We start from the raw sequence: 13316 nt of genomic DNA, 5'->3' as shown, positions 1-13316 counted from the left end.
TAGGGAAGCGCCAAACGACGCATCCCCAGGAGACCCCCATGGAGATTCGCGAGGCGCTCACCTTCGATGACGTGCTTCTGGTTCCGGGCGCAAGCTCGGTCCTGCCGAATCAGGCCGACACGGCCACTTTCGTCACCCGCGCGATCCGGCTCAACATCCCGCTTCTGTCCTCGGCGATGGACACGGTGACCGAGCATCGCATGGCGATCGCGATGGCGCAGGCGGGGGGGATCGGCGTGATCCACCGCAACCTCACCATCGAGGAACAGGCGCGCGAGGTTCGCCGCGTCAAGCGCTTTGAATCGGGCGTCGTCTACAACCCGATCACGCTGACCCCCGACCAGACGCTGGCCGATGCCAAGGCCCTGATCGAACGCTACAATTTCACCGGTTTCCCGGTGGTCGACGGGCGCGGGCATGTGGTCGGCATCGTGACCAACCGCGACATGCGCTTTGCGGCCAGTGATGCGACCGAGGTCAGGGCGATGATGACCGCCGACAATCTGGCCGTGCTCAAGGAACCGGTCGACCGCGCCGAGGCGCTGAACCTGATGAAGGCACGCCGGATCGAGAAGCTGCTGATCACCGACGAGGCGGGCAAGCTGACGGGTCTTCTGACGCTGAAGGACACCGAGAAATCGGTCCTGAACCCGCAGGCGACCAAGGACGAACTGGGCCGGCTGCGGGTTGCCGCCGCCTCGACCGTGGGCGATGCCGGGTTCGAGCGGTCGCAGGCGCTGATCGAGGCGGGCGTGGACCTGATCGTGATCGACACCGCGCATGGCCATTCCGAGGGCGTCGCCCGCGCCGTCGAGCGGATCAAGGCCGCCACCAATGCGGTGCAGGTCATGGCCGGCAATGTCGCCACCGCCGAGGCAACGCGCGCGCTGATCGACGCGGGCGCGGATGCGGTCAAGGTCGGCATCGGGCCGGGCTCGATCTGCACCACGCGGATGGTGGCGGGCGTGGGCGTGCCGCAGCTGACCGCGATCATGGATTGCGCCGGGGCGGCGGGCGATGTGCCGGTGATCGCAGATGGCGGCATCAAGTATTCGGGCGATTTCGCCAAGGCGATCGCGGCGGGCGCGGCCTGTGCGATGGTCGGCTCGATGATCGCGGGCACCGATGAATCGCCGGGCGAGGTGATCCTCTATCAGGGCCGCTCGTTCAAGGCGTATCGCGGCATGGGCAGTCTGGGCGCGATGGCGCGCGGCTCTGCCGACCGCTATTTCCAGAAGGACGCGGCTTCGGACAAGCTGGTGCCCGAGGGGATCGAGGGGCAGGTGCCCTACAAGGGGCCTGCGGGCGCGGTGATCCATCAGCTTGTGGGCGGCTTGCGCGCGGCGATGGGCTATACCGGCTGCGCCACGGTCGAGGAGATGCGCAGCAAGTGCCGTTTCGTGCGGATCACCGGGGCGGGGCTGAAGGAAAGCCATGTCCATGACGTGCAGATCACCCGCGAAAGCCCGAATTACCGGGTGATGTAGACCGGCGAAAGCCCCTTGCCGCAGGAGGTTGCGCGGTGATCCTCGCGTTCTGTCCGGGCGCGCGCCGATGACGCCCGCCGCCCGCATCGCCGCCGCGATCGGCCTGCTGGATGCCTGGCTGGCGGGTGCGCCGGTGGAACGTCTGCTGACCACCTGGGGGCGGCAGAACCGCTATGCCGGTGCCAAGGACCGCGCCGCGATCCGCGATCTGGTCTTCGACGCGCTGCGCTGCCGCCGGTCCCTTGCCGCGCTGGGCGGCGCCGAGACCGGGCGCGGGCTGATGCTGGGGCTCTTGCGCGCTGCGGGCACGGATCCCGGGACGCTGTTCACCGGCGCGGGCCATGCCCCGCCGCCCCTGACGCAAGCCGAACTGGCCCCCGCGCCCGCCGATCTGCCCGAGGAGGTTGCCTGCGACTGCCCCGCGGCGCTGGCCCCGGTGCTGCGGGGCAGCCTTGGCGCCGATTTCGTCCCCGTGATGCAGGCGCTGCGCCAGCGTGCGCCGGTCTTCCTGCGCGCCAACCTGCGCCTGTCCACGCGCGACGAGGCCGCCGCCGCGCTGGCGGCCGAGGGGATCGGGACGCAGCCACATCGGCTTTCGCCCAGCGCGCTGGAGGTGACCGCGAATGCCCGCCGCATCCAGCAATCGCGGGCCTGGCTCGAAGGTCTGGTGGAGTTGCAGGATGCCGCCTCGCAGGCCGTGGCCGACATGATGCCGGTGCCCGAGGGGGGGCGCGTGCTCGACTTCTGCGCCGGGGGCGGGGGCAAGACGCTGGCACTGGCCGGCCGTGTGGCGGCGCGGTTCCTTGCGCATGACGCGGCGCCCGAGCGGATGCGCGATCTGCCCGCGCGGGCCGGGCGCGCAGGGGTTGCGGTGACGCTGCTGGGGCCCGGCGATCTGGCGGGGACCGAGCCGTTCGATCTGGTGCTGTGCGACGTGCCCTGTACGGGCAGCGGGGCGTGGCGGCGCAGCCCCGAAGCAAAGTGGCGCACCGGGCCCGACGATCTGGCGCGGCTGGTCGGGATTCAGGCCGGGATCCTCGATCGCGCGTCGGCGCTGGTCGCACCGGGCGGTGCGCTTGGCTATGCCACCTGTTCGCTGATCGAGGCCGAGAACGGCGCCCAGATCGCGGCATTCCTGGCGCGCCATCCGGGCTGGGCATGCGTGACCGAGCGCCGCCTGACACCGCTTGACGGTGGCGACGGTTTCTTCGCGGCAATTCTGCGGCGGAACTGACGCAAGAGTAGACACGGGCGCGCTTTGTTAACACATGGTTAACCGCGCTGCCGCCAGACTGACACCGCCCATGCGAATCCGCCGGAGCCCGCCTTGCCGCGCCTTTCCCCCGTCTTGTCCAGCCTTGGCCAGAATGCCGCCGCTTACGCAGAGCGGGCCTGGGCCATCCTGTTGTGCGGTGTCGTCCTTGCGCTGATCGCGCGGGCGGTGCCGGTCCCTTGGCTGGCGGTTCTCTTGCTTTCGGCGGGGGCGACGCTGGCGGCGCTGGCGACCTTCATCCGGGTTGCGGATCTCTGGGGCCGCCGCCTGCCCGCCGGGCGGCTGAGACGGCTTTGTGCCGCGGCACCCGGCTCCTGCATACTGACAGATACGCGCGGGGAGGTGCTGCTGGCCAACCCGCAGGCACTGCGCCGCGTGCCCGCAAGTCGGGGCCAGCCGGTGGCTGCGGCTTTCGCCGCCGTCTTCGCCGATCCCGAGCGCGCGGTCGAGAACCTGATTTCGGCTGCCGCGCGGGGCGAAAGCGCAACCCATGTCCGCCCCGGCGCCGAGGGTGCGCTGCGGCTGCGGGTCGAGCGGGCCGCCCATGGCGTCTTTGTCTGGCATCTGGACGGCGGCGAACCGCCCGCGCCCGACAGCGCGCTGCCGATGCTGCGGATCGACGCCGATGACAAGGTGCTGTCGCTGAACCCCGCCGCGCGCGAATTGCTGGGGCATGTCCCGGCAAGCCTGGACGCGCTGCGCCGCGGGCTGCCGCCAGCCGCCCATCCCGATGGCGAGGAAATCGCGATCGAGACCGCCCAGGGTCTGTTGCGCCGACGCCTGATGACGCTGCCGGGCCGGGACGGGCTGCGCGAGCTTTACATCCTGCCGGCGGGCGCGATGGCGGGTGTGGCGCATCCGCCCGAGGGGCTGCTGGACGCGCTGCCGGTGGCGATCCTGCAACTCGACACCGACGGAACGGTGCGGCTGGCCAACATGCGCGCGCGGGAACTTCTGGGCAGCACGGGCGTCAGCACGGGCAGCGGGCCGCTCAATCTGTGCGAGCGGCTCGAAGGGCTGGGCCGTCCGGTCAGCGACTGGCTGGCCGAGGCGGCCGAGGGGCGGGCCAGCAACATGGCCGAGGTGCTGCGCGTGGCGCGCGACGACCGCGAACTGTTCGTGCAGGTGGCGCTGGCGCGGATGTCGGGCGGCGGGCTGGTCGCGGTGCTGCATGACGTGACCGAGATGAAGACACTTGAAGCGCAATTCACCCAGAGCCAGAAGATGCAGGCGATCGGCCAGCTTGCGGGCGGGGTCGCGCATGATTTCAACAACCTGCTGACCGCGATCTCGGGCCATTGCGACCTGTTGATGCTGCGCCACGATCCGGGCGATCCCGATTATGGCGACCTTGTGCAGATCCACCAGAACGCCAACCGCGCGGCCAGTCTTGTGGGCCAGTTGCTTGCGTTCTCGCGCAAGCAGACGCTCAGCCCCGAGGTGCTGGACCTGCGCGACACGATGGGCGAGCTTGCGCATCTGCTGGACCGTCTGGTGGGCGAACGGGTGCGGCTGCGCATCCGCCATGGCGAGGGGCTGCCGCGCATCCGTGCCGACAAGCGCAAGCTTGAACAGGTGGTGATGAACCTTGTCGTCAATGCCCGTGACGCGATGCCGAGGGGCGGCGAGATCCGGCTTGAGACCGAGGCGGTCGAATTGCGCAGCGAGCTTCGGCGGGACCGGGCCGTGGTGCCTGCGGGGACATATGCGGTGGTGCGCGTGATCGACAAGGGCGATGGCATTCCGCCCGACCGGCTGACCAAGATCTTCGAGCCGTTCTTCACCACCAAGCGGCCGGGCGAGGGGACCGGGCTTGGCCTGTCGACGGTTTACGGCATCGTCAAGCAGACCGGCGGCTTCATCTTTGTCGACAGCGAAGTGGGCAAGGGCTCGACCTTCACGCTCTATCTGCCCGGCTATCGCGGTACCGAGGACGAAGCGGCAGCGCCTTCACCCGAGGCCGAGGACGAGACGCGCGATATCGGCGTGGTGCTTCTGGTCGAGGACGAGGCGCCGGTGCGGTCCTTTGCGTCGCGGGCGCTGGCGATGCGCGGGCATACCGTGCTCGAGGCCGAAAGCGGCGAGGAGGCGCTGGAAATACTGGCCGATCCGACGCTGGAGGTCGATGTCTTCGTGACCGACGTGGTGATGCCCGGGCTGGACGGGCCGGGTTGGGTCAGCGAGGCACTGAAGGGCAGGCCGGGGACCAAGGTGGTCTTCGTCTCGGGCTATGCCGAGGACAGTTTCGGCGAGATCCGCGCGCGCATCCCGAATTCGGTCTACCTGCCAAAGCCCTTTTCGCTGGCCGACCTGACCGCCACCGTCCAGCGTCAGTTGCGCGCACCCGCCATCCGGCCCGGCCCCACGCCCCCACCCGGCGAGGATGCGATGCGCGGGGCGTGACCCCCGTCAGGGGGTCCAGGTCAGGAAATTCGCGATCAGCCGAAGCCCGGTGGCCTGGCTTTTCTCGGGGTGGAACTGGGTGCCGACCATGGTGCCCCGGCCCACGATGGCGGTGACGGGACCGGCGTAATCGACATGCGCCAGCAGATCGGCGGGGTCGGCCACGCGGAAATGGTAGGAGTGGACGAAATAGGCGTGATCGCCGGTCGCGATGCCGTCCAGCACCGGATGCGCCCGGTCGATCACCAGATCGTTCCAGCCCATATGCGGCACCTTGAGCGCGCGGTCCCCGGGCGCGATGCGCACCACCTCGCCGCCGATCCAGCCGAAGCCCGGCGTTTCCTCGTATTCAAGCCCGCGATCCGCCATCATCTGCATCCCGATGCAGATGCCGAGGAACGGGCGCCCCCCGGTCACCACGGCTTCCTCGATCGCCTCGAAGACGCCGCGATGGTCGAACAGGGCGCGGCGGCAGGCCGGGAACGCCCCGTCGCCCGGCAGCACCACGCGGTCGGCGCGGCGCACCCTGTCGGGATCGGCGGTGACGATCACCTCGCCCGCGCCGGTTTCGCGCGCGACCCGCTCGAATGCCTTCTGAGCCGAGTGCAGGTTGCCCGACTCGTAATCGACGATGGCGGTCAGCATCCGCTTACAACGCCCCCTTGGTGGACGGAATCGCGTCGGCCTTGCGCGGATCGGTCTCGACCGCCTCGCGCAGGGCGCGTGCCACGGCCTTGAAGGCGGCTTCCGCTATGTGGTGGCTGTTGATCCCGTGCAGCGCATCGACATGCAGCGTGATGCCGCCATGGGTCGAGAGCGCCTGAAAGAACTCGCGCACCAGTTCGGTGTCGAAACTGCCGATCTTCGCGGTCGGGAAGTCGACGTTCCACACCAGATAAGGCCGCCCCGACAGATCGAGCGCGGCGCGCACCAGCGCGTCGTCCATCGGCAACAGGCAGGCGCCATAGCGGCGGATGCCGCGCTTGTCGCCCAGCGCCTGCGCCAGCGCCTGGCCCAGCGCGATGCCCACATCCTCGACCGAATGGTGGTCGTCGATATGGGTGTCGCCCGCGCAGCGCACATTCATGTCGATCAGCGAATGGCGCGCGAGCTGGTCCAGCATGTGGTCGAAAAAGCCCACGCCCGTCGCCATGTGATAGGCGCCGCTGCCGTCCAGATTGACCGCGACCGAGATATCGGTCTCGGCGGTCTTGCGCGTGATCGTCGCTGTCCGCATCGGGGCCTCCCTAGGCTTGTCGCGCCTCCCTTACACCGCGGCCCCGTCCTGTCCAAGCCCCGGGCGCGGCTTTTGCCGCTTGCCGGGGCGGGGCGGCCTCAATAGGGTCTGGCCACCACGCCGAGAGGAGCCGAAAGATGTCCACCTGTGTCTTCGTGCAACTGCGCTGCCGCCCGGGCAAGACCTATGAGGTGGCCGAGGAGATCGTCCTGCGCGAGATCCATTCCGAGCTTTACTCGACCAGCGGGGTCTATGACCTGCTGCTGAAGCTCTACATCCCCGAGGGCGAGGATGTGGGCAAGTTCATCAATGACCGGCTACTTGACGTGCCGGGGATCGAACGCTCGCTGACGACGCTGACCTTCAAGGCGTTCTGAGACGGGGCGCGGCGGGCCTCAGACCTCGATATCCTGGGTCGGCACGGGGCGTGCCCGGCCGGTTTCGTCGATGGCGACGAAGGTGAAGATGCCCTTGGTGACCTGTTCGCTCCATTCCTGGCAGCGCGGGCGGTGCCAGGCGCGGACCTCGATCTTCATCGAACTGCGCCCGACCGCGACGAGCTTGGCGTAAAGCGTCACCTCGTCGCCGACCTTCACGGGCTTGAGGAACTGCATCCCGTCCACCGCGATGGTTGCGGCGCGGCCGCGGGCCACGCGGGCGGCCACGCTGCCTGCGGCAAGGTCCATCTGCGCCATCAGCCAGCCGCCGAAGATGTCGCCCGAGGGGTTGGTATCGGCCGGCATGGCGATGGTCCGGATCACCGGCTCGCCGTTTTCGGGGCTCAGGTCTGGCATGGGGCGCGCTCTCCTTCTGGCTGGCAGGCTTTCGCGCCCTATAGCGGCTGGACCGCGCGGGGAAAAGACGCCCCGCGCGGCCGCATCGGATCAGAGGTTGTATTGTTCGCGCGCGTAGCCGCCCAGCCCCACCGCGTCGAGCCGGTCGAGCGGGGCAAGGAAGGTCACCTGGATCACGCCGGGCGCGCGGCCGATCTCGATCGCGCCGTTGATCGTGGCGCGGTTGCGTATCTCGGGCACGCTCAGCCCCAGCAGTTTCGCCGCCCGCTCAAGCCCGTTCGCAATCGCGTCGTTCAGGTTCGCCGCCGTCCCGATCACCGAGACCGGCGCGACCTCTTCCAGCCGCTCGACGCCCCATTGCGCGGCAAGCCGCGCGCCCTTGGCCTTTTCCTCGGTCGTGAAGGGGCGGGCAAGCGGCGGCAGATCCTCGACCAGCGGGAACAGCACCGGCCCGTCGATGGGGTAGTCCTTGACCAGTTCGACCTGCAAGGTCACGCTGCCCGCCACATCCATCGTGTGGCCCGCGATCTCGCCATCGCCCTGACCGGCATGCATGTCGCCCATGTAGATGCCCGCGCCCGGCACCTTGACCGGGCAGACCAGGATCGCGCCGGGGCGCACCGCGTCGATATCCATGTGCCCGTCGGTCTTGTGCTGCGCCAGTTCCTCGGCCGTGATCGCATAGGCATGCGGCGCCCCCACGAGGAACGCGCCGAAATCGCCCGCATTGTGGCTGTCGGGCATCGCCTTGGACGGGCAGGTGCCCAGTTGACCCAGAAAGGGCCGCATCCGCACCAGCGCGCCGGGCATGTCGGAGGGCGCATAGACCAGGATCGAATGCTGGCGGCTTTCGTCGGGCAGCGCGGCGTAATGGTCAGCCGCATGCGCGATCTTCTCGGCCGCGGGTTGCGGCAGGGTCAGGCCGACCGCGCGGGTTTCGTCGAAGGTGACGGTATAGCCATGCACGATGCGGAAGGGCGTCATCGGATTGCCGCAGCCATCGCATTTCACCGCGTCCTGGCCGATCCCCTCGACATGGGTTTCGGGCCAGACCCGGTCGCAGGTCGGGCAGCGCGCGGCGACATAGGGATCGCCCAGGCAGAACCCCTCGGGCGAGCTGTCATGGCCCGAGGCGGTGGCAATCGAGGTCACGGTAATGTCGCGGATGCGGATTGCCACGGCATCACCGGGCTCGGCCCCCGCGACCGCGACGGGTTGCGTCACCTCATGCCCGCCGCGCAGGCTGGGCGTGATCATCGGCCCCCAGCAGCCCGGTGCCGTGTTGGCGATGATCGTGCCGCCATTCTCGAGCGGACCCAGCATCGGCGCGTCGGGATCGAGCACGCTGTTGGTGAAGCCATGCACCACCACGCTGCGGCAGGCGGCGGTCGTCTTCGGGGTTCCATCGGCCATGTCGGCATCCTCCCTTGCGGTTCCACGAGAAAGGTAGGGGCGGCCCGGCGGATTGTCGACGCCTCGGGGCCGCAAAGCCGGGCCGCGCGCGGGATCGGTCCCGCCCGCGCGCCCCGACCCTAGCCCGGAACCGTCGTCTTCACCCGGCCCGGCCGGCGTGTGACCTGCAACAGGCTGACCCGGGGCGCGTGGCGGCCGCCCAGCGCCAGCGTTGCGGCACGCAGCATCTCGATCCCGTCCTCCGAGCGCAGCGGCAGCGCGGCGGCCGGGATCGGGGTGCCCACGCTCATCCGGTAGGGTTGGCGGGCCTTGTTCAGTGTTTCGTGGAACAGCGTGATGTCGCGCAAGGTGGGGTGGATCAGGTCGAACAGGTAGAACAGCGCCGAATTGCGCGCGCGGATATTGACCGGGATCACCGGCAGGTCGAACTTGCGCGCGATCATCGCCGCCGAGGCCATCCAGGGCCGTTCATGCAGGCTGAGCCCGCGCCGCTTGGCCAGCCGCCCCGAGGGAAAGATGATACCCAGCCGCCCGGCCTCGATCGCGGTGCGGGTATAGGCCATGGTCTCGCGCGTCTTGCCGTGGCTGCGCTTTTCCGCGCGCCATTCCACGGGGGCAATGATGTCTTCCATCTGCGGCAGCACGCGCAGGATGTCGCGATTGGCGTAGAAGAACAGATCGGGCCGCCGCTCGCGCAACAGGCTCCACAGCATGATCCCGTCGGCGATGCCGGTGGGATGGTTCGCCACGATCAGCGCCGGGCCCGAGGCGGGAATGTTGTCAAGCCCGGTGGCGCGCACGTCGCGCGCCAGCAGGCGGGCCATCTCGTCCATGATGACCGGGGCGGGGTGGGGTTGCAGAACCTCGCCCAGCGCCACGGTGCGCGGATAGCCCAGCGCGCTGTTCAGAATCCGGCGCGCAGGCGCGCTCCACGGGTGGTTGGCGAAAAGCCACGGTGCCCGTTCCGCGATCAGGGGATCGATTCGGTCCTGCATGCGCCTTCCCACCATGCCCGCATGACGTTGCAGTGACAGCAGAGCCGATTTGCCCCGGCCCCGTCAAAGCGATTCGGCCCTGCCCGGCGGCTTACCGCCCGGCCGCCAGCAACCGGCCCACCATCTCGCCCATGTCGCGGCTCAGCCCCGCGCGCGCCGCGATCCGTTCCAGCGCGGCCTGCGCCCTGGCCTGCCGGGCGTCGTCGTAGCGCGTCCAGGTCTCGAAGGCGGTGGACATGCGCGCCGCGGTCTGCGGGTTGACCGCATCAAGCCGGATCAGCCAGTCTGCCACCAGATCGTAGCCCGCGCCCGAAGGATCGTGAAAGCCCGCCGCATTCATCGTGAACCCGCCGATCACCGCGCGGAAGCGGTTGGGGTTTTTCCATTGGAAATCTGGATGCTCCGTCAGTTTCCTCGTGCGAAGGGCGGCGGTCTCGGGTGCGGCGAGCGAGGTTTGCAGCGCGAACCACTTGTCCATCACCAGCCGGTCATGCGCCCAGCGCCGCTCGAACCGCGCCAGTTCCTCCTCGCCCGCGCCGACCTCCAGCAGGATCGCCAGCGCGCCCAGTTCGTCGGTCATGTTGTTCGCGCCCGTGAAATGCGCCTGCGCCCGCATGCCATGGTCAAGCCGCGCGATATGGCCCAGCGCCGCCAGTCGCAGCGCGCGGCGGCCCGCATCGGCGGCGCCGGGCGAATAGGGGCCGGGGCAGGTCATCTGCTCGTAAAGCGGGGTCCAGAGCGGTTGCAGATGCGCCGCGACCGCCGATTTCAGCCGCTTGCGCGCGGCATGGATCGCCAGCGGGTCGGGCGTGATGCCGCGGCTGTGCACCTCCTCGGCCAGCTCGTCCTCGCCCGGCAGGCCCAGCGCCAGCGCGCGGAAGGCCGGGTCCAGCGCCTCGTCCCGCGCCATGGCGGCCAGCGCGTCCAGATAGGCAGGCGCGGGCGGCGCGCCCCGGGTGACCATCGCCACCAGAACGTCGCGGGCCAGCGCCCGGCCTGCCTCCCACTTGTTGAACGGATCGGTGTCATGGGCCAGCAGGAAGGCGCGTTCCTCGGCGCTGGTCTCGCGGCTCAGGATCACCGGGGCCGAGAAGCCGCGCAGAAGAGAGGGGACGGGCTTTGCCGCAAGCCCCTCGAACCGGAAGGATTGCGCGGGTTCGGTCACCTCAAGCACCGTGGTCGGCACCACCTCGTCGCCATTGGGCGACAACAGCCCGACGGCCAGCGGGATCACCTGCGGCAGCTTCTCGGGCTGGCCGGGGGTTGGCGGCGTTTCCTGTTCTACATGAAGGATATAGGTGCCGTCCTTGAAGTGATCCCTCACGCGCAGCCGCGGGGTGCCTGCCTGCGAATACCAGCGCTTGAACTGGCTCAGGTCGCGCCCGGTCGCGTCCTCGAACACCGTCAGCCAATCCTCGATGGTCGCGGCCTGTCCGTCATGGCGGTCGAAATACAGCGCCAGCGCCGTGTCATAGCCCGCAGGCCCGACCAAACGGCGCAGCATCCCGATCAGTTCGGCGCCCTTCTCATAGACCGTTGCGGTGTAGAAGTTGTTGATCTCTGTATAGCTTTCGGGCCGGACCGGATGCGCAAGCGGCCCTGCATCCTCGCGGAACTGGCGGGTGCGCAGCGTCAGCACATCCTCGATGCGCTTGACCGCGTGGGAGCGCGCGTCGCCCGCGAATTGCTGGTCGCGGAACACCGTCAGCCCCTCTTTCAGGCAAAGCTGGAACCAGTCGCGGCAGGTGATGCGGTTGCCGGTCCAGTTGTGGAAATACTCGTGCGCGATGATGCGCTCGATATTCTCGTAATCGCGGTCCGTCGCGGTTTCGGGGCTGGCAAGCACATAGCGCGAGTTGAAGATGTTCAGCCCCTTGTTCTCCATCGCGCCCATGTTGAAATCATCCACGGCGACGATGTTGAAAACGTCCAGATCGTAAGCCCTTGCATAGACATCCTCATCCCATTTCATCGACCGGACAAGGGCATCGAGCGCGTAATCCGCCTTGCCCTGGTCGGCGGGACGGACCCAGACATTCAGCGCCACCTTGCGCCCCTCGCAGGTGGTGAAACTGCCCGAGGTCGCCACCAGATCGCCCGCCACCAGCGCGAACAGATAGGCGGGCTTCGGCCAGGGATCGTCCCATTCGGCCCAGCCCGGACCGCTGGCAACGGGGTTTCCGTTCGACAGAAGAACCGGCAGATCGCTGTCGATCCGCACGCGGAAGGGCGCCATCACATCGGGGCGGTCTGGATAATAGGTAATCTTGCGAAAGCCTTCCGCCTCGCATTGCGTGCAATACATGCCGTTCGACATGTAAAGCCCTTCGAGAGATGTATTTTCCTGCGGCGCGATCTCGACTTCGGCCTCCCAGGTAAAGGGGATGTCGGGCACGGCACAGCTTAGCCCCTCGGCGGTGATGTCGGGCGTGACCGGGCTGCCGTCGATTGCGGCCGAGATCAGCGCAAGCCCCTCGCCATGCAGAAAGAACCGCCGGTCGCCCACATCCGGGTTCGGCCGGAAGGCGATGCGCGCGCGCACCCGTGTCGCGGTCGGGTGCAGCCGGAACGCCAGTTCGACCCGGTCGATCAGGTAGGCGGGGGGCGTGTAGTCATGCAGGTGGACGGGCTGCGGGGCGGTATCTTTCATCGCGATCTCCACTTCGGCTGCCCAAGACCTAACTTGTGGCGCGGCGGCTGCAAGATGGGGGATTTGATGGCGGGCATGCGTCGGAAGGGCGATCTGCCGGTCAAGACCTGCGCCTGTTGCGGGCGGCCCTTTGCGTGGCGGCGGAAATGGGCCCGCGACTGGGCGGAGGTGCGCTATTGCTCGGACCGCTGCCGGGGTGCGCGGGGCAAGGGGAAGGGGGCCGGGCCTTCACCTCGGACCGAAAGCGCTATATCCTGTGGCAAACCCCGGAGATGAGGACATCATGGCGCGCCCTCGGGTCGGCATCATCGGCAACAGTTATCTCATCAACGATGAATACCCCGCCCATGCCGGCGGCACGATGAATTCCGAGGCCGTGGCCGAGGTGGCGGGCGCGCTGCCGTTGCTGATCCCGGCCGATCCGCGCTTCGTCTCGGTGCCCGAGTTGCTGGACAGTTTCGACGGCTTCCTGTTCACCGGCGGGCGGCCGAACGTCCATCCCGAGGAATATGGCGAGGCCGCGACCGAAGCGCATGGCGCGTTCGACCGGGCGCGCGATGCGATCGCGCTGCCGCTGATCCGCGCGCTGGTCGAGCGCGGGCAGCCGTTCTTTGCGATCTGCCGCGGCTTTCAGGAGGTGAACGTGGCGCTGGGCGGATCGTTGTACCCCGAGATCCGCGATCTGCCGGGGCGGATGAATCACCGGATGCCGCCCGATGGCACGCTGGAGGAGAAATTCGCCCTGCGCCACAAGGTGACATTCACCGAAGGCGGCATCTTTCACCGGCTGCTGGGCGCAACCGAGGTGATGACCAACACGCTGCACGGGCAGGGGATCAAGTCGCCCGGCGCGCGCATCCTGATCGAGGGCTGGGCGCCCGACGGCACGCCCGAGGCGCTGCATGTCGAGGGGGCGGCGGGCTTTGCCCTCGCGGTGCAATGGCATCCCGAGTACAAGGCCGCCTGCGATCCGGTCTCGCGCCCTCTGTTCGAGGCGTTCGGGCAGGCGGTGGCGGCCTGGGCGACGGGGCATTGCCCTTCGGTGCGGCGCCTGGCCTGAGCCG

11 protein-coding genes and 1 pseudogene are annotated in these 13316 nt (G+C 68.7%); 6 read left to right on the top strand and 6 right to left on the bottom strand.

The features are described 5' to 3' along the window. Window positions 1-38: 38 nt before the first annotated feature. The 3 genes from guaB (at window position 39) to GH815_RS04315 (ending at window position 5163) form a co-directional block, all read left to right on the top strand. Window positions 39-1487: an IMP dehydrogenase gene (guaB, locus tag GH815_RS04325; RefSeq protein ID WP_153747524.1), complete on the top strand. Its 1449-nt coding sequence runs from the start codon at window positions 39-41 to the stop codon at window positions 1485-1487. A gap of 67 nt (window positions 1488-1554) precedes the next feature. Further along, entirely contained in the window at window positions 1555-2721 is a 1167-nt protein-coding gene (locus GH815_RS04320) for an RsmB/NOP family class I SAM-dependent RNA methyltransferase (RefSeq protein ID WP_153747523.1), read from the top strand. A 93-nt stretch (window positions 2722-2814) separates the two neighbouring features. After that, window positions 2815-5163 (top strand): ATP-binding protein, encoded by a 2349-nt coding sequence (locus tag GH815_RS04315; protein WP_246176313.1) that lies wholly within the window; start codon window positions 2815-2817, stop codon window positions 5161-5163. Window positions 5164-5169: 6 nt separating this feature from the next. Here GH815_RS04315 and hisH read toward each other — a convergent pair whose 3' ends face one another. Together hisH and hisB are read right to left on the bottom strand one after the other, a co-directional pair. Then, on the bottom strand, window positions 5170-5808 hold the full coding sequence (gene hisH, locus GH815_RS04310) for an imidazole glycerol phosphate synthase subunit HisH (protein WP_153747522.1): 639 nt from the start codon (window positions 5806-5808) through the stop codon (window positions 5170-5172). 4 nt (window positions 5809-5812) lie between these two features. Then, window positions 5813-6400, bottom strand: coding sequence for an imidazoleglycerol-phosphate dehydratase HisB (hisB, locus tag GH815_RS04305; protein WP_153747521.1), 588 nt, complete (start codon window positions 6398-6400; stop codon window positions 5813-5815). 137 nt (window positions 6401-6537) lie between these two features. Between hisB and GH815_RS04300 the strand changes: the two genes are divergently transcribed. After that, a complete protein-coding gene (locus tag GH815_RS04300) occupies window positions 6538-6777 on the top strand; it encodes an Lrp/AsnC ligand binding domain-containing protein (RefSeq protein WP_153747520.1) in 240 nt (79 codons plus the stop codon). A gap of 18 nt (window positions 6778-6795) precedes the next feature. On the opposite strand, the gene GH815_RS04295 is transcribed toward GH815_RS04300, so the two are convergent. The 4 genes from GH815_RS04295 to pepN form a co-directional block, all read right to left on the bottom strand. Beyond that, complete coding sequence (locus tag GH815_RS04295) at window positions 6796-7194, bottom strand: acyl-CoA thioesterase (RefSeq protein ID WP_153747519.1); 399 nt, start codon at window positions 7192-7194, stop codon at window positions 6796-6798. A 90-nt stretch (window positions 7195-7284) separates the two neighbouring features. Then, the gene (locus tag GH815_RS04290) at window positions 7285-8607 is read right to left on the bottom strand and encodes an acetamidase/formamidase family protein (RefSeq protein ID WP_153747518.1); all 1323 of its coding nucleotides are present in this window, start codon (window positions 8605-8607) and stop codon (window positions 7285-7287) included. Window positions 8608-8726: 119 nt separating this feature from the next. Beyond that, window positions 8727-9602, bottom strand: a complete 876-nt coding sequence (locus tag GH815_RS04285; RefSeq protein ID WP_153747517.1) for a 1-acyl-sn-glycerol-3-phosphate acyltransferase — start codon at window positions 9600-9602, stop codon at window positions 8727-8729. 91 nt (window positions 9603-9693) lie between these two features. Next, on the bottom strand, window positions 9694-12252 hold the full coding sequence (gene pepN / locus GH815_RS04280) for an aminopeptidase N (protein WP_153747516.1): 2559 nt from the start codon (window positions 12250-12252) through the stop codon (window positions 9694-9696). A 66-nt stretch (window positions 12253-12318) separates the two neighbouring features. On the opposite strand from pepN, the pseudogene GH815_RS04275 reads away from it, so the two are divergent. Both GH815_RS04275 and GH815_RS04270 read left to right on the top strand, forming a co-directional pair. Continuing rightward, window positions 12319-12459, top strand: a pseudogene (locus tag GH815_RS04275) (DUF2256 domain-containing protein); the annotation flags it as partial. Between the two features lie 76 nt (window positions 12460-12535). Next, window positions 12536-13312 carry a gamma-glutamyl-gamma-aminobutyrate hydrolase family protein gene (locus GH815_RS04270; protein WP_153747515.1) on the top strand — a complete coding sequence of 259 codons (777 nt, stop codon included), beginning with the start codon at window positions 12536-12538 and terminating at the stop codon, window positions 13310-13312. Window positions 13313-13316 lie beyond the last annotated feature (4 nt).

The sequence above is a fragment of the Rhodovulum strictum genome, from assembly GCF_009649175.1.
Lineage (GTDB): Bacteria > Pseudomonadota > Alphaproteobacteria > Rhodobacterales > Rhodobacteraceae > Rhodovulum > Rhodovulum strictum.
The sequence above is the reverse complement of the archived record's forward strand: the minus strand, read 5'-3'. Positions and strand labels throughout refer to the sequence as shown.